General features: G+C 33.4%; 22 protein-coding genes. 3 read left to right on the top strand and 19 right to left on the bottom strand.

What is annotated here, in order from left to right; genetic code table 11:
- Window positions 1-202: 202 nt before the first annotated feature.
- The 6 genes from ACKI42_RS07465 to ACKI42_RS07440 all read right to left on the bottom strand — a co-directional run bounded on the left by ACKI42_RS07465 (window position 203) and on the right by ACKI42_RS07440 (window position 9,463).
- On the bottom strand, window positions 203-1,582 hold the full coding sequence (locus ACKI42_RS07465; protein WP_407404028.1) for a tetratricopeptide repeat protein: 1,380 nt from the start codon (window positions 1,580-1,582) through the stop codon (window positions 203-205).
- Between the two features lie 124 nt (window positions 1,583-1,706).
- Window positions 1,707-3,089, bottom strand: coding sequence for a phosphoglucosamine mutase (glmM, locus tag ACKI42_RS07460; protein WP_407404026.1), 1,383 nt, complete (start codon window positions 3,087-3,089; stop codon window positions 1,707-1,709).
- 235 nt (window positions 3,090-3,324) lie between these two features.
- Complete coding sequence (gene feoB, locus ACKI42_RS07455; RefSeq protein WP_407404024.1) at window positions 3,325-5,331, bottom strand: ferrous iron transport protein B; 2,007 nt, start codon at window positions 5,329-5,331, stop codon at window positions 3,325-3,327.
- Window positions 5,331-5,585, bottom strand: coding sequence for a ferrous iron transport protein A (locus tag ACKI42_RS07450; RefSeq protein ID WP_407404022.1), 255 nt, complete (start codon window positions 5,583-5,585; stop codon window positions 5,331-5,333). Before ACKI42_RS07450 ends, feoB begins: the two co-directional genes overlap by 1 nt.
- Before the next feature lie 133 nt (window positions 5,586-5,718).
- The gene (locus ACKI42_RS07445) at window positions 5,719-6,648 is read right to left on the bottom strand and encodes a GLPGLI family protein (protein ID WP_407404020.1); all 930 of its coding nucleotides are present in this window, start codon (window positions 6,646-6,648) and stop codon (window positions 5,719-5,721) included.
- 106 nt (window positions 6,649-6,754) lie between these two features.
- Window positions 6,755-9,463 carry a carboxypeptidase regulatory-like domain-containing protein gene (locus tag ACKI42_RS07440; RefSeq protein ID WP_407404018.1) on the bottom strand — a complete coding sequence of 903 codons (2,709 nt, stop codon included), beginning with the start codon at window positions 9,461-9,463 and terminating at the stop codon, window positions 6,755-6,757.
- Between the two features lie 236 nt (window positions 9,464-9,699).
- Between ACKI42_RS07440 and ACKI42_RS07435 the strand changes: the two genes are divergently transcribed.
- Entirely contained in the window at window positions 9,700-10,581 is an 882-nt protein-coding gene (locus tag ACKI42_RS07435) for a cupin-like domain-containing protein (protein WP_407404016.1), read from the top strand.
- Between the two features lie 37 nt (window positions 10,582-10,618).
- Here ACKI42_RS07435 and ACKI42_RS07430 read toward each other — a convergent pair whose 3' ends face one another.
- The 9 genes from ACKI42_RS07430 to ACKI42_RS07390 all read right to left on the bottom strand — a co-directional run bounded on the left by ACKI42_RS07430 (window position 10,619) and on the right by ACKI42_RS07390 (window position 17,311).
- Window positions 10,619-11,161: an RNA 2'-phosphotransferase gene (locus ACKI42_RS07430; RefSeq protein WP_407404014.1), complete on the bottom strand. Its 543-nt coding sequence runs from the start codon at window positions 11,159-11,161 to the stop codon at window positions 10,619-10,621.
- An 11-nt stretch (window positions 11,162-11,172) separates the two neighbouring features.
- Window positions 11,173-12,111, bottom strand: a complete 939-nt coding sequence (locus ACKI42_RS07425; RefSeq protein WP_407404012.1) for an ADP-ribosylglycohydrolase family protein — start codon at window positions 12,109-12,111, stop codon at window positions 11,173-11,175.
- Window positions 12,111-12,797, bottom strand: a complete 687-nt coding sequence (locus ACKI42_RS07420) for a Sir2 family NAD-dependent protein deacetylase (RefSeq protein WP_407404010.1) — start codon at window positions 12,795-12,797, stop codon at window positions 12,111-12,113. The genes ACKI42_RS07425 and ACKI42_RS07420 overlap by 1 nt, the downstream gene beginning before the upstream one ends.
- Window positions 12,794-13,315, bottom strand: coding sequence for an O-acetyl-ADP-ribose deacetylase (locus ACKI42_RS07415; protein ID WP_407404008.1), 522 nt, complete (start codon window positions 13,313-13,315; stop codon window positions 12,794-12,796). Before ACKI42_RS07415 ends, ACKI42_RS07420 begins: the two co-directional genes overlap by 4 nt.
- A gap of 139 nt (window positions 13,316-13,454) precedes the next feature.
- The gene (locus ACKI42_RS07410) at window positions 13,455-14,525 is read right to left on the bottom strand and encodes an adenylosuccinate synthetase (protein WP_407404006.1); all 1,071 of its coding nucleotides are present in this window, start codon (window positions 14,523-14,525) and stop codon (window positions 13,455-13,457) included.
- Window positions 14,526-14,527: 2 nt separating this feature from the next.
- The gene (locus ACKI42_RS07405; RefSeq protein ID WP_407404004.1) at window positions 14,528-15,391 is read right to left on the bottom strand and encodes a hypothetical protein; all 864 of its coding nucleotides are present in this window, start codon (window positions 15,389-15,391) and stop codon (window positions 14,528-14,530) included.
- 2 nt (window positions 15,392-15,393) lie between these two features.
- The gene (locus tag ACKI42_RS07400) at window positions 15,394-15,729 is read right to left on the bottom strand and encodes a hypothetical protein (RefSeq protein ID WP_407404002.1); all 336 of its coding nucleotides are present in this window, start codon (window positions 15,727-15,729) and stop codon (window positions 15,394-15,396) included.
- A gap of 29 nt (window positions 15,730-15,758) precedes the next feature.
- Window positions 15,759-16,298: an NADAR family protein gene (locus ACKI42_RS07395; protein ID WP_407404000.1), complete on the bottom strand. Its 540-nt coding sequence runs from the start codon at window positions 16,296-16,298 to the stop codon at window positions 15,759-15,761.
- A gap of 335 nt (window positions 16,299-16,633) precedes the next feature.
- The gene (locus ACKI42_RS07390) at window positions 16,634-17,311 is read right to left on the bottom strand and encodes an NrtR DNA-binding winged helix domain-containing protein (RefSeq protein WP_407403998.1); all 678 of its coding nucleotides are present in this window, start codon (window positions 17,309-17,311) and stop codon (window positions 16,634-16,636) included.
- Window positions 17,312-17,380: 69 nt separating this feature from the next.
- Here ACKI42_RS07390 and ACKI42_RS07385 point away from each other — a divergent pair, with 69 nt between their 5' ends.
- Complete coding sequence (locus ACKI42_RS07385; protein ID WP_407403996.1) at window positions 17,381-17,818, top strand: hypothetical protein; 438 nt, start codon at window positions 17,381-17,383, stop codon at window positions 17,816-17,818.
- 103 nt (window positions 17,819-17,921) lie between these two features.
- Window positions 17,922-18,152 (top strand): hypothetical protein, encoded by a 231-nt coding sequence (locus tag ACKI42_RS07380; protein ID WP_407403994.1) that lies wholly within the window; start codon window positions 17,922-17,924, stop codon window positions 18,150-18,152.
- A 189-nt stretch (window positions 18,153-18,341) separates the two neighbouring features.
- Here ACKI42_RS07380 and lepA read toward each other — a convergent pair whose 3' ends face one another.
- The 4 genes from lepA to ACKI42_RS07360 form a co-directional block, all read right to left on the bottom strand.
- On the bottom strand, window positions 18,342-20,138 hold the full coding sequence (gene lepA, locus ACKI42_RS07375; RefSeq protein WP_407403992.1) for a translation elongation factor 4: 1,797 nt from the start codon (window positions 20,136-20,138) through the stop codon (window positions 18,342-18,344).
- A gap of 171 nt (window positions 20,139-20,309) precedes the next feature.
- Window positions 20,310-20,681: a YraN family protein gene (locus ACKI42_RS07370; RefSeq protein WP_407403990.1), complete on the bottom strand. Its 372-nt coding sequence runs from the start codon at window positions 20,679-20,681 to the stop codon at window positions 20,310-20,312.
- A 12-nt stretch (window positions 20,682-20,693) separates the two neighbouring features.
- Window positions 20,694-21,620, bottom strand: coding sequence for an LD-carboxypeptidase (locus tag ACKI42_RS07365; RefSeq protein ID WP_407403988.1), 927 nt, complete (start codon window positions 21,618-21,620; stop codon window positions 20,694-20,696).
- A complete protein-coding gene (locus ACKI42_RS07360; RefSeq protein ID WP_407403986.1) occupies window positions 21,621-22,304 on the bottom strand; it encodes a LysE family translocator in 684 nt (227 codons plus the stop codon).
- Window positions 22,305-22,321: the final 17 nt, after the last annotated feature.

Here is a 22,321-nt window from a genome sequence, read left to right as displayed (position 1 = left end):
TTCTTTTAATGATTCAAGAGCTACTTTAGCCTTAAAGACTGAATCGAATTTACGTCTTCCTGTTTTCATAATTTTGGACTTGTTTAAAGTTAATATTTTTCAACTTAACTACTGGTCCAGTTTTGTAGGGGTATTATAGTTAACACCGAAAAAATCCCACATTGCTGCAGGATTTTATATAGATAATAGGTTAAAAGTCTATTTAATTTTTCTTTCTCACTCTAGCTTTTGCTTTCTTCACTTCCTCTTTAATGTATGGATATTTTTTTTGCATATCCGTCATCATAGATGCATCTCTTTCTAAAGCATTTTCTAGCATTTCTCCGCCTTTTTCTAGGTTATCTAGATTAAAGTAGCAATTGCTCAATTGATAGTATAATTCGGCTCTATCATGGCTTTTTAATGCCGCATAAAGGACTGTAATAGCATCTTCATATTGGCTAACCAACATCAATACTTCTGTGTAGGCATACCAATTGTAAAATCTAGAAGGTTCTTCTACTACTAATTTCTTTAGACACGCTAAACTTTCTTCGAATTTACCAGCATCTATATACAAAAATGCCAATCTCTTATGATAATCTAGATTGCTATCATTAAGTAAAGTAGCTTCTTGTGCAAAGTGCAAAGCCTCTGGCATACCTCCCATTTCTTCATAAAGATAAGATTGCTCCATCATGGCAAGATAAAACTGAGGATCTTCTCTGAGTGCTTTCTGAAAAGAGTTTAAAGCAATAATAGGCTGTTTCAAAGCTTTATAGCATAAGCCTATTTTGTAATAGGTAAATGCCTTTGTATACTCTAGCTCTAGCATTTCTTCGTACACTTCTACTGCTTTTTGGTACTGTAATAATGCCTCATAACATGCTGCTTTGCTTGCATAAACACCCACTGCACTAGAGTTGATGGCCAGCATATAATCGAACCCTTTTATGGCTTCTTCGTAGTTTTTTCTATTGAAGTAAAACTGTCCGTATTCGCTCCAAGCTACCTCAGAGAACGGAAAATCATCTAAATATTCATTCAGAAAAGCTATTGCTTCATCGCTCTTATTCAGCTCATTAAAGCAGATCATGGTATTTTCCAAAGAATATTCATCTGAAGGATCGTCTTTCAGTGCTTGCTGATAATATTTCAGCGCGCTAAATGGATCTCCTAAATTTACGTATTCATCTGCAATAAAATTGTTGAGGAAATTTTCCTCCTCGTTTAAATCTAAAGCGAGTTTACAGATTTCTATAGATTTTTTAGGGTTTCCAAGATTAGAATAATACTTTGCATAACATACCAAAAAGTCTGTGTTTTCCATAGAAGTACCCTTCAGCTCATCGATAAGCACTTTTGCAGTATTATAATCTTCCCATTCTAAAAGAACTTCAAGTTTTTTGATCTTGATTTCTAAAGAATTAGGATGAAGTTTAAGGCCATAAGTTACCGCCATATCAGCATAATTAAAATCGCCCAACTCCAAATAATAAACAATAATATCCTCTAACTCTTCTGTATCAAAGTAGAGTTCGTCATTATTTTCCATCATTTCTTCGAACTTCTTTACAAGTTCATTTCCAAAATATTCTTCCAATATAAAAAAAGTTTAAGATGTAAGATGAGAGACTTGAGATGTACAAATACTCGTTTCTGAAAATCTTATTACTATAAAGTTAATAAATAATTGATAGGATTGATGAAATTTGTTTGACAAAATATTAAATCAAACTTTTGATTTTTGCAATCATATCATCACCCAATTTGTCGGCTTCCTCTTGGGATTTTGCCTCGGTATAAATTCTGATAATAGGTTCTGTATTGGATTTTCTAAGATGAACCCAATTGTTTTCAAAATCTATTTTCACTCCGTCTACCGTAGAAACATCTTCATTTTGATATTCTTTTTCCATTTTAGTTAAAAGATCATCAACATTTATTTCCGGAGTTAGTTCAATTTTCTTTTTCCCCATAAAATAGCTTGGGTAGCCTGCTCGCAACTCGGAGACTGTTTTGTTTTCTTTTGCAAGATGCGTCAAAAATAATGCAACACCCACCAAAGAATCTCTTCCGTAATGAAGTTCTGGATAGATAATACCTCCATTACCTTCACCACCAATTACCGCATTTTTCTCTTTCATTAGATTCACCACGTTTACCTCTCCTACTGCGCTGGCGAAGTATTCTGAAGAATGTGTCTGTGCTACATCTCTAAGGGCTCTACTAGAGGATAGATTGGAAATTGCTACACCATTTTTATTTTTCAATAGATAATCTGCAACAGCAACCAATGTATATTCTTCTCCGAACATTTCTCCTTTTTCGTCTACCAAAGCTAGCCTATCTACATCTGGATCTACCACAACGCCGAAATCTGCTTTTTCTGTTTTTACTAAGGCACAGATATCTCCTAAATGCTCTTTTAAAGGCTCTGGGTTGTGAGGAAATTCTCCATTCGGTTCACAATAAAGTTTTACCGTTTCGCAACCTAATTTATCCAAAAGCATTGGGATCGCGATACCACCTGTAGAGTTTACCGCATCTAATACAATTTTGTATTTTTTAGCTTTAATCGCTTCTACGTCTACCATTGGTAAATCTAAGATTTGCTGAATATGAATATCGAAAGCATCATCTCTAGTTTCGTATTTTCCTAAGTCGTCTACTTCAGCGTAGTTGAAATCTTCATTTTCTGCCAAAGCTAAAACCTCAGCTCCATTTTCACCACTGATGAATTCGCCTTTATCATTTAATAATTTCAGCGCATTCCATTGTTTTGGGTTGTGAGAAGCCGTAAGAATAATACCACCATCAGCTTTAAGCTCAGGTACCATAATTTCTACGGTAGGCGTTGTAGAAAGACCTAGATCTACTACATGAATACCCAATCCTTGCAGCGTTGCAGTGACCAAAGAGTTAACCATAGCGCCAGAAATACGTGCATCTCGCCCGATTACTAATGTTAAATCTTTCTTATTTTTATTGTTCTGAAGCCAAGACCCGAAAGCCGAAGCAAATTTTACGATATCTAAAGGCGTTAAGTTATCATTTACTCTTCCACCAATAGTTCCTCTGATTCCAGAGATACTTTTAATTAATGACATAAAGTGTGTTTTTAGTTATTTTGTGAATTTGTGCTTTCAAAAAGCAAAATTAAAGATTATTTAAATATAAGCCTCAGAAAGTTATGAACAACCACAATCTTTATCGCAGTTGGATCTTTTTGAACTAAATTTTTTAGGTCTAAAATTCTTTATAATTGTTCTGTATAATGAATAGATAGCAAATGCGACTGCTAGAAAAACAATGATGTATTGAAATAATAATGAAGTTTCCATCTTATTTTAAAATTTGATAAACAATCAATGACACAAAGTAGGCCAATCCTGTCATCATCACTACCTGAAAGCCGGTCCATTTCCAACTTTTAGTTTCTTTATAAACTACAGCAATGGTAGAAATACATTGCATTGCGAATGCATAGAATAAAAGTACGGATATCCCCGTAGCGAAACTAAAAACTTTGTCGCCGTTAGGTTTTATATCATGTCGCATTTTATCTATTACTTTACCTTCTGGAGCATCATCATCTAAGCTATATAAGGTAGACATTGTACCTACAAATACTTCTCTAGCTACAAAGCTGGTAAGAATTCCTACTCCCATTTTCCAGTCGTAGCCTAAAGGTTCTATCACTGGTTCTATTACTTTCCCCATCTTTGCCAAATAAGAATGATCTAGATGCACATCTGCAGCTACTACCTCATCTTGCTTTTGGCTTGGACCGAAATAACTTAGGAACCAAATGAGAATACTAACAATAAATATAATTTTTCCTGCTCCTGTAATAAAGTCCCAAACTTTACCCAAAACCATTTTAAAATCATAATAAAAAAGAGGTTTTTTGTAAGTAGGCAAATCCATTACCAAATAGGTCTTATCGTCACTTTTGATAAACTTTTTAAGAATCGCAGCAGATAATAAAGCTACGAAAAAACCTAGTAAATACATCCCCAAAAGTACTAATGCTTTGTACTGAATACCTAAAAATGCACCATCTGAAATAATAAGCCCAATGATAATACTATATACGGGAAGTCTTGCAGCACATGTCATAAAAGGAGTTACCAAAATGGTTAGCAGTCTTTCCTTCAGATTTTCTATATTTCTTGTAGAAATAACAGCAGGTATGGCACATGCTGTACCTGATACCAGCGGAACGATACTTTTACCATTTAATCCAAAAGGTCGCAAAAAACGATCCATCAAAAAAACAACTCTAGACATATATCCCGAATCTTCTAATAGATATAGAAAATAAAGCAAAATACCAATCTGTGGTGCAAAAATAATAATCCCCCCCAATCCAGGAATAATTCCATCGGATATTAACGAATTTATTGGACCTTCAGGCAAATGAGTTGCTGAAATTTCTGACATCCATCCGAAAAAACCGTCTATCAGATTCATTGGATATTCTGCCAAAAAGAATACACTATTAAATATAGCTAATAAAATAACGATAAAGATAATATAACCCCAAAATTGATGCACTAGAATTTTATCTAATTTTTCTGTTAAAAGCTCTTTGAATTGTGCTTTTTTGGTGATGACATCGAAGAGTATTTCATCTATTTTTTTGTATCTCCTTACCGTTTCTTGTACTTGTAGTCTCTTGGGTACAATACTTTTATTAGAATTTGCGGTATCAATTTGAGATCCATAAGATAATTGCATCCATGCTTTATACAAATTTCCTGATTTCTTTTCATCTAATAACTGCTCTACCGTAGATTGATATTCGGTAGGAATTTCAAATGAAGACTTTTCTTTTTTTGTGAAATTATCGATATATATGGCTTCTTTTATATCATCAATTCCTATTTGCTGTTTGGCATTAGTTTGAATAATATTGATGCCTAATCCATTGGAGAGTTTTTCCAAATCAATAGAAATTCCTCTACGATGTGCCTGATCTATTTGGTTCACTACCAAAATCATGGGAATTCCTAAATCCTGAATTTGCTGAAACAACAAAAGTCCTCTTTTCAGACTTAGGGCTTCTAAGATATAGATTACTCCAGCAAAATTGTATTTTTCTTTCAAAAGAAATTCAGAAAAAATAGCTTCATCTTCCGAATTGGGGTAAATACTGTAGGATCCAGGAAGATCTACTACCTCTACTTCTTGATTTTTGTAAGTGTAATTACCAGAATGACTAGATACGGTAACACCCGCATAGTTACCTGTTTTCTGCTTTTTGTTACACAAACCATTAAAAACGGTTGATTTACCTACATTGGGATTCCCTACTAAAAGTACTTGTTTTTTGTTGTTTTCCTGCATTACTCCAAATCTTCTACAATAATATATTCTCCTTCTTCTTTACGAAGTGCTATACGGCTCTTTTCTTGCCCAAATTCTATATACAAAGGACCATTGAAAGGTGCTTGGTATAAAATTTTGAAAATTGTATCTGGCAAGAGTCCCATCTCTATGATTTTGTTGGGCATTTCTAGATGATCATCTTTATACCCCAAAATTTTACCCAATTTATTTTTAGGAAAATTACTTAGCTTATATAAATGGTTATTTGTCAATACCTATAATTTTTGTGACTGCAAAGATACGCTATTTAAATTAAATCTAAATAACTAACTAATAGGAAATAACAAGCCCAAATGCAATAGTACATTTGGGCTCATTCAATATAAAATAGTTAATATGATGTTCTTACTTTTTTTCTTTCTCTTTACCTACTTTTTCAAGTTGTCCAACCGTTACTTTTTTCTCTAATTCTATAGGATTATCATTAGAGTTGTAAAAGTCTTTGTACATCTTTTCTTGTTTTTTCATCAATTCACCGATAGTCATATCACTTCCTGGCATTTTTTGACTCATCATTTCTGGTTTTAAGTGAGGTCTTGCTGTCGCTAGAGGATCCTTTTTAAATTCACTAAAAGTGTTATTAAATTTTTCTTTAGAAACTTCCGTTACTTTAGATGAACCACCAGAAATTTTTTCTGCGTAAGATAATTCTTCAAAGTTATTTACCTTTTTATTTCCTTGTAAAACCCAAGAGTAGTTTTTATTTTCATCTTCTATTTTTACAATTAAACCAGGTAAACCACTGAATTTATATGGCCCATCTTGAAATGGTATATCTGAAGAGAACCAAGCTGTCCATTTTCTTCCACCAAACTCTGTAGTTGCCTTCTGGGTGTTATAAGATCCTACTTTTTCTTTATCATTTAAAATTTTCCAATCGAATTTTAAATTTTCGCTGTAACCAATGTTTAGAGGAGTAAAACCGTTTGCTACTTTCTCAACATACATTACTTTCATATCAGGGTAAAATTTATCTATTTTTTCAGAGAATTTTGGCATTCTTATCGTTTTAGACAAATCTTTATAAACTCCTGCTTTCTGCATTTCTTCAACAGCAATTTTTATAATTGAATCTTGCGCTATCACAGTATAATCTCTGTATATTGACTTGGTTTTGGTAATATCCAAAATAGTCATCACCTTGTCTATTTTGGTTGAATCTTTTTTAGGCTTAAAATTCAATTCATAGAAAAAACGATTTGCCGTTTCATTAGATTCTTGTGCATTGGCACAGGCAAATATTGCAATAAAAAAAATTGAAAAGAAGTTTTTCATATCCGATGTTGTTTTACAATTAGTGTAGATAATCTGTATATTGTTACACTATATTTTATTTTTTTTAATAAAAAAACTAACCTGCTAGAGATTGGTTTATATTGTACTATTTAAAATTAAATTTCACTGATAGCATTACTTGGCTAGGACGAAGTTTCATTGTAGTTTGATTTATTGTAGCGTCACCTAGGTTTATTCTTTCGAATACCGTTCTATTAGCAATATTCATCCATTTCAATTCGAAATCTACTTTTTTACTAGCCCAAGTATATTGGTATGAAACATCAAAAAATCCATTTTTATAAGAATTATCTAGCAACTTAGAGTTTATCTGATCCCAATAAAATCCTATGGTATGATTTTCTACAGGATAGAAGAATGCACTTAGGTTATGCGTATATCCTTCAGTTTTATTGTTTGCAATAGAGTTCTTTTGGTTGTTCCAAGTTTTATTAAAATTAAAATCTAGACTCATCCAAGAGAAATAAGTATTATTGAATTTGAAACCCAATGTATTTCCAATGTTATTCGTTGTTATATCAATATTATTTCTTTGAGATTGAGATTGAGATTCTGTATTATTAAAAGTGACAGAAGCATTGGTTTTGAATTTCGGAAAATACTTTCCAATCTCAGCAGAATAAGTATTATTTGTTCTGTTGTTTTCGCTTTCTATATATTCTATAACACTAAATCCTGAAGTATTAACAGAACTAGAAGCCAATAAATTGTTTTTGGAATCACTAACTCTATATCCCACATTGAAGAATAAATTATTCAATGGATTTCTGTATTCTAATCTAGCGCTTAGACTTTTTGATGTAGTTTGTGGAATTGGATTATTAGGGTTCATTACATTGAAACCTGTAGGTCCAGATAAGATATAACCTGCATAAGCTGTTTGGATATCACCAAAATTATTACTTAAGTTACCATTTACACTCGCTTTAAAGAAAGAAGCAAAGGAATACTGAGCAAATACATTTGGCGTAAATGTAGTTTTATCTAATGTTTTTGAAACTCCTCTTATTGGATCTTCTGCTTTTATACTATTCAGATTAATTGGGAAATTGGCAAAAACATTCCATGCATCCGATTTGTAATTAATACCTACCGAAGCTGATGGTGTAATTTCTGTAAATTTCAAGCTATTTTCATACTGAGAAGAAGAAAAATCTGGTTGCTGCGAGCCAGCTACTGTCATTCCATTGAAATTCGTATCTAGTTTGTCCGTAGAGAAATCTATTCCAACTTGTGGAGTAAACGTCCAACCTTTTGTAGAAAAACTAATGTTTGCAGAGTGTGAAGTATCCAAAGTTTTCATTCTGTAAGTCTGCAATGCTACACTTCCTGGTACAAAATCTATTACTGAAAGTACAGTATCATTTGGTTTTTTAAAAGGCAATTGCAAATAATTGGCAGGAGTAATTTCTAAAGTTTGCTGATCATCTTGATAATTGATATAAGATTTCAAATTTACCATTTTTTCCTTCCAAGGAATAATAGTACTCAATGAGTTTTGAAATGATGAAGTAGGAGATTCTATGGCTTGGTTTCCTATTCTATTTCCTGAAGCATCCCATCTATTCGCGATTGCACGATCTGCGTTCCAAAATTGAGAGAAAGTGGTGGTATTTTTAAAGAATCCTTTTTTAGCATTCTTAGTAAATATCAATTCGCCTTTTGCTTTATCTGTATAAAAGTTATTTAGGAAGGTGTACCCGTATTGAGTTTTTTGCTGAATATCTGTAATCGTACTTGTAGACTCTCTTTCTATAGAATTGTTGGTATAATTGGCATTGGCCTTTAGTTCCCATTCTTTTTTGCTATCAATATTGGTAAGATAGTTTGCAGATAGATAATGTACATTGTTCATCAGATATCTTTTTACGGGCAAGTTGGGTACGCTGGCATTTTCTACATTCAGCCAACTGTTTTGCGAAGCATTTCCTCTTCTTCCTTCCCAACTGCTCCCGAATCCGATAATATTACCTTCGTTTTCTACTTGCTCTCCCATATTATTGGTTTTGTAGTTAACCACCCATTGGCTTTTTTGTCCGAAAAACATTGGTGTTAATTTTACATTCCAAAGCCAAGGATCTCCAAAACCAGTTCCTACTTCTCCTCTACCCGTCATGGTAACAGAATTTTTCAACTTGATGTTGATCGCAGCGGCATCAGAAGGTATTTTCCCGTTCAGCATTTTTATGGGTTGGTGATTTTCTAACACTTCAATCTTTTGTACGGCATCTTTGGGTAAGGAGTTGCTTATCGTACCATATCCTCCTTCCATAAGGTCTTTACCATTCACATAAAATTTATTAATGGCATTACCTTGGTAAAGAATTGTCCCATCGGTATTGACTTCAATTCCAGGAATTTTTTTCATTACATCTGCTAGAGAACGGTCGTTTTTACTATCGAATGCTTTTAGATCATAAGAAATAGTATCACCTTTTGCAGTAATCATTTTCGTTTTCAGCTGAACCTCTTTTATTTCTGTAGCTTCAGATTGTAGCTTAAAAGTAAGTGTTTGGTCGCTATTAGAAATTTGTTTTGTAAGTGGTTTTTGGTTGAAAGCCTTCACCTTAAGGTCTACATTAGCATCTGAAGTTGTAAATGTAACTTTATATTCACCTTTAGAATTGGTGATTCCGTACGCTAATATGGCGTCTTTACCAGACTCTTCTATCGTTACACTAGCACTTGGTATGGCGATTCCGTCTTCATCAGTTACTTTACCAGACACAGTTTTTTGTGCCATGGTAAGTATTGAAAAGAAAAGGAGGAAAAATAAGGAGATTTTTATTTTCATAATTTGTTATTTGATGAATTAGTGATAAAAAAAGTAGTTTTGTTACAATGGATACTGATGATTTTTTAGGAGTAGGTTAAATAGTGCTTCCAAATATTAAAATAACAATATTTGATTTAATATAATAATCATAACCCTTTCTTTACATTTAAAAATTAACATCATAGATTAAAAAAATCTAAAAATGGAAATACTCATTTTTAATTTAATAATTTTGCATTATAAAACTTAAAATAATGGGTGTTATCTTAAAGCCGATAGATATTGTAGATGATATTAGTAAAGAAGAATTTCTAGAAAAGTATCTAAAACCAAGGATACCTGTAGTGATAAAAAATATGGCCAAAAAATGGCCTGCTTATCAGAAATGGACCATGGATTATGTAAAAGAGGTAGTAGGAGATGTGGTAGTCCCTTTATACGATAGTGCAAAGGCAGATCCCTCTGCGCCTATTAATGCCCCAACCACTGAGATGAAGTTTGCAGATTATATCGATCTTATTCAAAGAGAACCTACTGATCTTAGAATTTTCTTTTTTGATCCTATAAAGAGTGCCAACAAATTGTTGGATGATTATATTTCGCCTAAAGATTTAATGGGTGGTTTTCTAGACAAATATCCTTCTATGTTTTTTGGTGGTAAAGGCTCGGTGACTTTCTTACATTATGATATCGATCTTGCCCATATATTCCATACTCATTTCAATGGGAGAAAGCATATTCTGCTATTCGATTACAAATGGAAAGATCGTTTGTACAAGATTCCTTATGCTACCTACGCATTAGAAGATTTTGACATTTCTAATCCTGATTTAGAAAAATTTCCTGCTTTGGATGGTGTGGAAGGGATAGAATGTTTCCTAGAACATGGAGATACTCTATTTATGCCTACAGGATGGTGGCATTGGATGAAATATCTAGATGGTAGTTTTTCTATCTCGCTAAGGGCTTGGGATAAATCTTGGGGCGTAAAAGCGCATTCTCTATGGAATCTTACGGTACAAAGAAATTTTGATAACTTTATGAAAGCTCGTTTCAAAAATACCTATATGGATTGGAAAGAGCGAAAAGCGGTAAGCATCGCCAATCATGCCTTAAAAAAAGGACTTCCTAAATAAATCATAAACGACGTTTCAAAAATTTGAGACGTCGTTATTATTTTGAAATATATTTTGGATCTACGAAATCCGTAAGCCAAACTCCGTTTTCAGAAAGGTAAAATAGAATTCCATCTTCATGCATTTTTCCAGTTCTAATCGTTAGAATAATCGGTTTTCCGTGTCGCCTTCCCACTTTGGTTGCTGTTTCTTTATCTTGACTTAAATGTACATGTTGACGACTTCTTTTTTCAATTCCTTTTTCTAAAATAGAAGCAACATGTACATCAGCCGTTCCATGATACAAATATTCTGGTGGTTGTTGTGGTTTTAATGCCAAGTCGATATCAATAGAATGACCTTGGTTGGCTCTAATCTTTGTTTTATCTTTATTAAAAATAAAACGTTTTTTATCATTGGTTTCCACTACTTCTTCCAATTCTTTTAAAGTAAAATAGATTCTTTTTTTAGAAGATTTAGTTCTTAATTCTTCAACGTTTGCCCAACCATGTTCATCTAAATTTAAATGAATGGTTTCTGGTTGATGTCTTAATATTAAGCTTAAAAATTTGCTCACTTTTTTCTTTTCTATCTCGTTCATTGTTTGTGTTTTTACATTAATTTTTTTTCCAATTTTTCACAAAGTTTTTCAATATCCTTTTTTCTCACCAATTCATTAATCCATTCTTGAGGTATATTTTTAAAACCATAATAAATCCCTGCAATTCCACCAGTAATTGCTCCTGTTGTATCGGTATCTTCTCCTAAATTAACAGCTTTTAAAACAGCTTCAGAATAATTTTCAGAATTTAAAAAACACCAAAAAGATGCTTCTAAACTATGAAGAACATATCCGCTACTTTTTATTTCATCTTCTGGATATTCTGAAATTTCATTTTTTAAAATTCTATCGAAAAGCTCAATTTCTTTTAAATTAAAACCTTGTTTTTCAGCATATTCCAAAGCTATTTTTTGAGTATTAAAATAAGCTTCTTTTTTGGATTTATCTTTTAACAATTCAATTGCAAAAATGATATAAATAAGGCAAGCAAATACAGAACGAAAATGTCCATGAGTAATGCTAGAAACTTCTTTTATCGTTTGATAAATAGTATCTATATTTTCTTCATTGCTAAGGTAAAAAGCTAATGGTAAAATCCTCATTAAAGAACCATTACCGTTATCTTCTTCAAAAATATTTCCAGAAAATTTAGCACTCTCCCCTTTTATTAATCTTGCGATAGAATGTCTTGTTGTTCCACCAATATCAAATAGTTTTCCATGTGCTGTCCAATGTCCATATTTCACCCATTTTACAAAACTTTCTCCTATTTTTTCTAGATGATATCCCTTCGTTAATTCTTCTGCTAAACAAAGTGTTAAAGAACTATCATCACTCCATGTTCCTTTTGGCTGGTTCCAAGACCTATATTCTAAATATCCTGTAACAGGAGATAATTTTAAATTTTCTCTTTTCTTAAACTCCACAGGAACTCCCAAAGCATCACCAATACACAGTCCAAAAATTCCAGACTTTACCTTGTTTTTCATTACGCAAGATTTACCAATTTATCAAAAAGTAGTTTCATACCTTCGGTTGCTGTTTCTTTCATTACAATTGCTTTTTGCCCGTATCCAAAACCTATTTCATTAGGATTGATAACGAATAACAAACAATCTTCTTTTATATCGTGTAGCAATCCTGCAGCTGGATAAACTTGCAAAGAAGTTCCGATCACTAAAAAAATATCTGCTTCTTTTGCCAATTGGGTTGCTTCTGACATAAGTGGAACGTCTTCCCCAAACCAAACAATGAAAGGACGCAGTTGCGCTCCATCTTCAGCTTTATCTCCAATATTGATATCCTCTTTTTGGTCGTAAATCAGGTTTTTATTGTTGCAAGAACAAGATTTGAACAATTCTCCGTGCAAATGAAGAATTTTGGAAGAACCGGCACGTTCATGCAAATCGTCTACATTTTGAGTAATTATTTGAACATCAAAATATTTTTCCAATTCTGCTATTAATTGATGAGCTTCATTGGGTTCAACTTCATGAAGTTGGCGGCGTCTTTGGTTGTAAAATTCTAAAACCAATGTTTTGTCTTTTTTCCATCCTTCTGGACTAGCCACATCGGTAATACTATGTTTTTCCCAAAGACCATCTCCGTCTCTGAAGGTTTTTATTCCGCTTTCGGCACTGATTCCTGCGCCACTAAGTATAACTAATTTTTTCATGAATTCTGATTGATTAATTTCTGATAAATTTGCTCATTTTCATCATCAAAACAAACAAAAATTATTTTTTCTAACGTTGAAGATTCCCACTGAGTCGTAATTTCTAAAGCGATTTTGGCAGCCAATTCTTTAGGAAATCTATAAACGCCTGTGCTAATATTGGGAAATGAAATACTTTTTGCACCCAAACTTTCAGCTAAAGCCAATGAATTTTTATAACAATTAGATAACGCTTGCGTGCATTTTTCCACATCGCCATTCCAAATTGGTCCTACTGTATGAATTATATATTTTGAGGGCAAATTTCCTGCTGTTGTATAAACTGCATTTCCGGTTTTGCAACCACCTTGTCGGTTTCTAATGAGAATACATTCTTCCAAAATTTGCTTTCCGCCTACTTTGTGGATGACACCGTCTACTCCACCGCCACCTAGCAATGAAGAGTTGGCTGCGTTTACAATTGCATCAACTTCTATTTTGGTACTATCACCTTTTGTAATCTGTATTTTTGGTTTCATTCTATTTACCTAATTTCTTAATTTTAAAATATCTGCAGCCCGACTTGAGCGGAATTCCTTTTTTTGTTGGCTGAGCGGAGCCTTCGGCTCCGCTCAGCCAACAAAAAAAGAATGGGAGCGGAAGACGGAAATTGCTGCCCTAAGATAGTTTTTTGAAATCTTTGGAAAAGGGCGAATAAGATCCGTAGAGCGCATCGAATTGAATCGTTAATTTTTCTACTTCAAATTTTTCTAAATACTGATCCAAACAAGTGATGACGATATTTTTTTGACTAGATTTTCCATAAGCTCCATCCAAAATTAAAGCATAATTGAGCAATTTATAATCTAACCTTCCAAATCTCAGTTCCTTCTGATAATCGTTGTAGACGCAGGTTTCGTGCTCGTTGTTTTGGAGTTTTAGTTCTTGCTCATCGCTCATCCAACCATTGCCGTGTCTTGTGGCATAATTTCTAGTAATGTAGTACATTTCTCGATCCTCGATTTCTAGAAAATCACAAATCTCGTGTGCATTTTTTGAAGTGGTATGCGCAAAAGTGACATTCGGAAAAACGCCATGATCCATATCCAACAATATACCTTGGCTGCCTTCGAAAATAAGATGATTAAAGCTTTTCAGATAATCGTAACCGCAAATTTTCCAATCTAAAGTTTCTACCGAGTACAAAAAATGATCGACAAGCTGATTGAGCTCTTCTGAAGCTTCAAAACCGTAATAACTGGCTATTGATTTTAACTTTTCAAGCAGCATTTCTTTGGGAGATATAAGATCGATTGCAAACAATTTGTAAGCACTTTCGTGTCTTTTCATAGTTGCGCCTACTCCTTTACCACAAGTTCCGTGTTCTAGATTTTTCATGTTTTTCCGATTCGAAATTACATCAAAAGGCGTCGTCACTTTCGCTAGTGGATGGATATAAATTGTGATATTACCATTCAGTTTTTCTAACTCCTCTTTTTCGTTTAATAATAATGAAGGATGAATGGTACAATGCTCACTAAAATAAGAAGGTAAACCTCGCAAAGCACCGCTGCAAAAGCTAGAATGAATATGCTTTTTATCGTCAATCAACACCGTATGAGCAGCTTGTTGACCTCCAGAATACCGAATAACGATAGAATCTAGATTTTGAGAGGCTAAAAAGTCTGTGGTAATACCTTTACCTTCGTCACCGAAACCCAGACCTATAATTATTTGTGCAGTTTTCATGATTATAACATATTTAATTGATCTAAATTATGATTTGTTGTATTTGAATGTGTGCCAGTAGTGGCATTTTTAAATCGGTTACAAACGATGTTTTGAATAACGCTTGGAATTTCTTTATGATTAGCAATGGATAAACAATTTTGTCCTAAAAGATCCTTCCAACCGACTTCTGCTCTTTCGGCTTGTTCTGAATGTACCACGTTGATATGAAATACTTCGTATCTTTTTTTAGCTTCTTCCAAAAGTTCTACCGCAGAAAAAGTTTGTTGTCCGTTCCCCACAATTTCTCTAATCGCTGAAGCAGGTAGCGTTCTTAGACAAGGTTCGTCACCGATGGTAAATAACATTCCTTTTTGTCCTCTTTTTTCATAAGCATCAGTGCGGGTATGGAAAGCTGCAAAATACCAAGCCAAAAGATAACTTTCTCCTGCGTTTCCGCCGCCGCCAGATTCTATATAGGTTCGGGTAAGCCACATATCGAGCTCCTCATCTCCTGATTCGAACTGTCCAACTTGCAATGGATAATTATCACATTCGTGATCACCAATTCCTAAAAATAAAAGAGCAGGATCTGGAACTCCATTTTGGATAATGCCACCCATTAATTTTGGAAGATCTTCTTTAATGAGTTCGTGAGGAATATGTCCCATGCTTCCAGTAACATCTAATCCCAAAATAATAGGGACAGAATGAGGATGAACGGAAGAATCTCTTGCTTCTCTAAAGGTGATTCCGTGAGGATTCATAGACTCGTGTGCTCTTCTTTCCGCATTTTGTGTAAAAATTTCGTTCGCAGATTTAGATGCGTATCCTACTCTTATTGCTCTGTCTTCGCGAGCGTTTATATCATATCTTGTACTTCCCATAACTATAATTTTTTTCCAAATAAATATTCAAATCTTTTTTCTGCAATTTCCAATTGTATGTTGAGATTTCGGAGTATTAATGAGAGTTCCAAATCTTTTTCTACAAACTGTTCTGGCTGAAAATCGGCAAATGTTAAACTGTTTTTATCCAAAGGGCTTACATCGATAAGACCTTCTTGCTCGCGTTCAATCTTTTTAATTTTTAGAGCGATATCTTCTACCCTTCTTCTGTAGATCAGTTGAGAATCTTCCCCAATTGCTACTGCCCTATCCTCTCTTATCTGCTCGTTATTTCTTTTCAGCGACTCTATAAATCTTGGTTTTAAATCGGCATTCATACTTTTGTTATTTTTTGGTGAATGATGTTTTATTGTAGGCTATCTCTTACTTCCATCAGGGCAAAACCAAGGAGATTTTCGCCGTTCCAAAGTAAAGGATTTTCGGATTTTGGATTACTTTCTAGCATTCCTATTCCCCAAATTTTGTCGTTAGGACTTGCTTCCACAAGAATTTTTTGATTGGTAGAGCAAAGAAAGTTTTTGAATTCTTCGTTTTGAGAAAATTTTAAATAATTGGCTTGTACTACAATTTCATATTTATGCTGATCCCAATTCTCTGCATTGAAATTTTTTACCAATCTTCCCAATGCTTTTGCTTTCTTGGGATCTTTGGTATCTAAGATTTCTTTTAAAGCTTTATCATCATTGAATAATGCAGCTTTACTAGCCATCATATATTGTTCTGCTGAAAAATATTTTTGAGAATTTTCTTCAAACTCGCATGGATACCACTGACTAAAACAGGACTTCGAAATAGCTGAACTAGTAGTGTCTCCCCAAAAGAATAAGAATTTAAGTTTTTCTTTTTTTTGAAAACTTTGAATGGTGGTTTTTAAATTATATTTCATATTTGCGTTTTTGTTACACAAATGTATAAAAAGATTAATTTATTCACCAAATTAATTTGCGTAAAATTTACGCATTTAAATATAACTATTTGATTTTAAATGTATTAAATTTATTTTTACCAGTTGAACAAATAGAAAAATTGAAAAGGAGGAAATTGCAAACTTTACATCCATTGATGTATAAAGAATCGAGATAAGAAATAGAGAAATGATAGAAGAAATGAAGAAACTTCTAAATAGAAATTTTTAGTTATAGAACATACTCTACAAAAACTAAATAAATAGTTTTGCGAATAGATACTAAAACCTATTTATTTAGTTAATGAAAAATGAATCTATTTTATTTCAAAATAAAAGCCATCTTTTTCTAGCTGTTGGTACTTATTTTTGTTGAAAGTAAAGAGTTTTGCAGGTCTTCCACTGCCTTCTTTTTTTTGTAATAGAGTAGGAGTAAGCAGTTCGAAACTTAGTATTTTTTTTCTAAAATTTCTTCGGTCAATCTCTTTACCCAAGATTGTAGAATACAATCTTTCTAGATCGGAAAAAGGGAATTCTTCTCTTAGAAGATTAAAGCCAATTGGCTGATATTGTAACTTAGATCGAAGTCTTTCTAGTGCTCTATCAATAATCTCTTGATGATCGAAGGCTAGAGTAGGGAGGGCGTTGATATCAAACCATTGTGCATCTTCTGCATCCGAATCTGCAAACAACTGATGGTAAGATGGGTTTACAAGCCCCAAATAAGCGACAGAAACCACTCTATTTCGAGGATCTCGCCCAACATTACCAAATGTGTAGAGTTGCTCTAGAAAGTCGGGTTTTATGCCTGCTTCTTCTTGCAATTCTCTTTTTACGGCATCATCTAGGTTTTCATCTTCCAAAACCAAGCCTCCAGGCAATGCCCAACCGCCTTTGTAAGGATCTATTTTTCTTTTTATAAGAAGTATTTGTAAATCTTTTTTGTCAAAATATCCAAATACCACAGCGTCTACGGCTACTTTAATGTCTTGCATTTTATTTTTGCGTTATCAGTACGCAAATTTATAAAGAAATTTGGAGTAATTTTATATAAAACAAATACAATGAATAGAGTTTTATGGATTTTAATTATTCTAATAACGAGTTGCAAGGAGAATAAATCCTTTGCAGACGATATTGTATTGAATTTTCCGAAGGATGAGAAATTGAGTTTACAAAATTTCAATGAAGGAATATACGAAAGTGGGAGTGGAATAATTTATATAGGAAAACCTAAAAATAATATCGATGTAAAATATTACCAATCTATGATTCCTGTGCCACCACCACCGCCTGGTTATCCAATAGATACATTAGGTTTGGCAAAATATACCAAAGTTAAAGGTTATTTCCATGAGGAATTTTATAAAATGAAGTACAGCAACAAGCCTGTCATGTTTGATTCTTTATCTGAAAAAAATATTCAGATTATTGTAAAATCTAGAGATAGCATCCCAAAATATGCATATAATAACGAAACCGAATCTCTAAAAAAAATATAAGTCTTTTCCTGTATTTATTAAAAATATATCGGGCAAAAAACTGATATTATCTGAGTTTAAAAATCTTCCATTAATCGTTCTCAATGATAAAAAGAAGTGGCAAATGATTTGGAATGAAAATTCACAAGGTGGATGTATGGTAGGTTGGGAAAAATATTTTTATTGGGAATTTGAGCCTAATGAAATTATGATTTTTGCTATTAATTACCTTAAGGGAAAGGAGGAAGGAAAATTTAAGATATGGACGGGAAATTCTTCTACAAAAGAGTTTACTATGAAGTACGATAAATCTATAATTAAAAACCAAAGAAATATTTTTGAATTGGATAAATAAGTCTACATATCAAAAAATCTACTGAAAGCTGGAATTTTATTGCAGCCCGACTTGAGCGGAGCTCTTTTTTGTTGGAATCTGAGCGGAGCCAAAGCTTACAACAAAAAAAGCGGGAGCGGAAGGCGGAAAAGCTGCCCAAATGAAATAAAAAAACCCGATAGCGTAAACTATCGGGCTTGTATATAAACATTAATCATTCAGTTTCAGAACCGCCATAAACGCCGATTGTGGAACTTCTACACGACCAATTTGTTTCATCTTTTTCTTTCCTTCTTTTTGCTTTTCTAGCAACTTACGCTTTCTAGAAATATCACCACCATAACATTTTGCAGTAACATCTTTTCTCAAAGCTTTTATGGTTTCTCTCGCAATTACTTTTGCACCAAGAGCTGCTTGTACAGCGATATCAAACTGTTGTCTAGGAATAAGTTCTCTTAGCTTTTCACACATTCTTTTACCGATATAATACGCATTAGAATCGTGAATAAGAGATGATAATGCATCTACCATATCTCCATTGATCAGGATATCCATCTTCACCAACTTAGAAGAACGCATCCCAATTGGAGTATAATCGAATGAAGCATATCCTTTAGAAATAGACTTTAGACGATCGTAGAAATCAAAAACAACTTCTGCCAAAGGCATATTGAAGGTAAGCTCTACACGATCTGCTGTAAGGTAACTTTGGTTAACGATTTCTCCTCTTTTCTCTATACAAAGGGTCATTACAGGACCTACAAAATCTGATTTTGTAATGATAGAAGCCTTGATGTAAGGTTCTTCTACACGATCTAAAGTAATAGGATCCATCATTTCAGATGGGTTATTAATTAGGATAGGCGTATCTGGTTCCTTTTTGCTGTATCCGTGGTAAGATACGTTGGGAACTGTAGTGATAACGTCCATATTGAACTCTCTGTCTAGACGTTCTTGTACAATCTCCATGTGTAACATCCCTAAGAATCCACAACGGAAACCAAAACCTAATGCTGCAGAACTTTCTGGTTCGAACACCAATGAGGCATCATTTAATCTTAATTTTTCTAGAGAGAATCTTAGTTCTTCGAAATCTTCAGATTCGATAGGGTAGATCCCAGCAAATACCATTGGTTTTACTTCTTCAAAACCATCAATAGCCGCTGCTGCGGGATTAACGAATGAGGTAATAGTATCACCCACTTTTACTTCTCTAGCATCTTTGATACCCGAAATAATATACCCCACATCTCCACATTTGATTGTTTTCTTTGGCACTTGTTTTAATTTCAAAGTACCTACTTCATCAGCACCATATTCTTTACCAGTTGCAAAAAACTTGATTTTTTCGTTTTTAGAAATGCTTCCATTTACCACCTTGAAATAGGCTTCGATACCTCTAAAAGGGTTATAAACAGAATCAAAAATAAGGGCTTGTAATGGAGCATCTGGATCTCCTACTGGAGCCGGAATTTTATTAACAATATGCTCCAACAATTCGTGCACACCTTCTCCTGTTTTACCAGAAACTCTAAGTACATCTTCGTATTTACATCCTAATAGACCCATAATCTCATCTGTTACCTCTTCTGGATTAGCAGATGGAAGATCTATCTTATTAAGAATAGGAATAATCTCAAGATCATTCTCTAGAGCCAAATAAAGGTTACTAATAGTCTGAGCTTGTATACTCTGGGCCGCATCTACAATAAGAAGTGCCCCTTCACAAGCTGCGATAGAACGTGAAACTTCGTAAGAAAAATCTACGTGTCCGGGAGTATCAATAAGATTTAAAATATATTTTTCACCTTTATATTCATAATCCATTTGGATCGCGTGAGATTTTATGGTAATCCCACGTTCTTTTTCCAAATCCATATCATCTAACGTCTGAGATTGTAATTCTCTTTGGGTCACCGTGTTGGTGTATTCCAAAAGACGGTCTGCCAAAGTACTCTTACCGTGGTCGATATGTGCGATTATGCAAAAATTTCGTATGTTTTTCATTTAAGAACTTGTAATTTGCAAAGATAAAAAAAAGAGAGACATTTCCTCTCTCTTCGTTATCTAGTGTGTAATTTATTTTTTATTTACTATTTTACTTCTCAAAAGACATCCAAAAAGAATATCAATACTTGAAAATAGCGTCTCTTTTTTATTTTAAAATTAAATCTAAAATTAATTGGCATCATAAGCATCAAAAGCATCGGGTAGATGCTCTATTGCAAGCTTTCCTGACTTGTCTGGCTGTACAGAAATAATATCAAATCTCACTTCTTTATTCGGATTGAATGTTGCCAAATAATGATCTGTAGCAAGGATAATCAATTTGATTTTGGATTTTGTGACAGCTTCTTGAGGCGAAATAAATACGTCAGAATTTCTTGCTTTTACTTCTACAACAACCACCAATTCATCTTTCTGGGCAATAATATCCAATTCGGCATGTCGAAATCTAAAATTTCTGACCAATATTTTATAACCAGCTTTCTCTAGAAAATCAACGGCTAGATCTTCTGCTACCTTTCCAAAATCATTGTGATCTGCCATGAGATTGGATATCTAAAATGTGATATTAACTTTTTTTTCCACTTTCATTTGAACCATTGCACCAATAATAAGAGGTCTATTATCATAAATATGTCCATTTGGAAATCCAAAAACCACAGGGAATTTATACTTAACCAAACGGTCTGAAATTATTTTATACGCAAAGGAATCGAAACTTTCTTCATATTCTTTATTATCCTTTTCATTTGCCATATTAGTCATTCCACCTACAATTAAGCCTTTAATTTTGGTAAAAACTCCTGCCAATTCTAGACTCATCATCATTCTATCGAGTGCGTAGAAATTTTCTCCAATATCTTCTATAAAAAGAATTTTATCCGTAAAATCGAATGAGTATTTGGTTCCTAAAAGTGCATAAATAAGCGCCAAGTTCCCACCAATCAATTCTCCAGAAATGTTTCCTTTTTTATTAAGAGCATGAGCTTTAATATCATATTGAAGCGTTTTACCCTTTAATACATCAAAAATCAGGTTATAACTTTCTTTTGTAACTCCAAAACTAGATGTTTTGATGGTTTGTCCATGGATGGAAGAAAATCCTTTTTTTAATAAAAAGCTTTGTATAACTGTATTATCAGAATAACCAATATACCATTTCGGATTTTTTTTGAATCCCTTTAAGTTTAAATTTTCAACTAAATGTTGACAACCGTATCCTCCTCTAGAAGCCCAAATTGCAGAGATTTCAGGATCATTAAGAGCCCAATTAAGATCTTGAGTTCTTTGCGCCTCAGTTCCTGCATAGCTGTATCCATTAGAAAACTGAGTGTACAAATTTTCACCCAAAATTGGCACATATCCTTTTTTCTTTATGATTTCTATCCCTTTCTCCAATTGAGCCGGAATTACTGATCCAGCTGGTGAAATTAATGCTATTTTAGCTCCTTTTTCAAGAGGCTTTGGAAATTTATTTTTCATCTACTTTTTATTGAATTTAACTTCTTTTTTTTCGGCTTCTTCCAATTGTTTATCAAATTGATTAAACATTTTAAAACTTTGAAGAAATATAAAAACACTAAATAGGATCAGCACAACACCTACGCCTTTTCGGATATTGTTAGCTAAATGTTGAGTCAACTTATAATGAAATTGTTTAGCCAAAAATATTTTAGCAAGGTCTATCAAGAGATACGTACCGATGACAATCGACAAATAAAGAATCAGACTTTCTCCTCCAGGATATTGGTTTCTTACCCCGATGACTGTTACTAGCCAAAACAAAATAACGCCTACATTAAGAAGGTTGAGTAAAAACCCGTTTAGAAAGGTCTTGAAATAATTTTGACTAATTAATTTTTCTTCTCCTGATAAATGCATTTTTGTTTTAGTCACCATCATTATAATTCCGTATACCAATATAAATAGAGCGGTGATTCTATAAAAGCCTGGATGTTTATCTATAATGCTTACCAAATCAGAACTCGCATAATAAGCTGCTACAATACACAATATATCAGCACTCACTACACCAAAATCTAATGCTAGAGCATGTTTTGGGCCTCTTGTGAAGCTTGTTTCTATAAGAAGAAAAAATATTGGTCCTATAAAAACCAAGCTTAACATAAAGCCTAGGCCAATGGCTGAGAATATAAGTTCGAACATTCAATATATTTATAAAA

Origin of the sequence: Chryseobacterium sp. (assembly GCF_045629545.1) — a bacterium.
Classification (GTDB): domain Bacteria; phylum Bacteroidota; class Bacteroidia; order Flavobacteriales; family Weeksellaceae; genus Chryseobacterium.
This window is presented reverse-complemented; position numbering and strand designations above follow the sequence as displayed.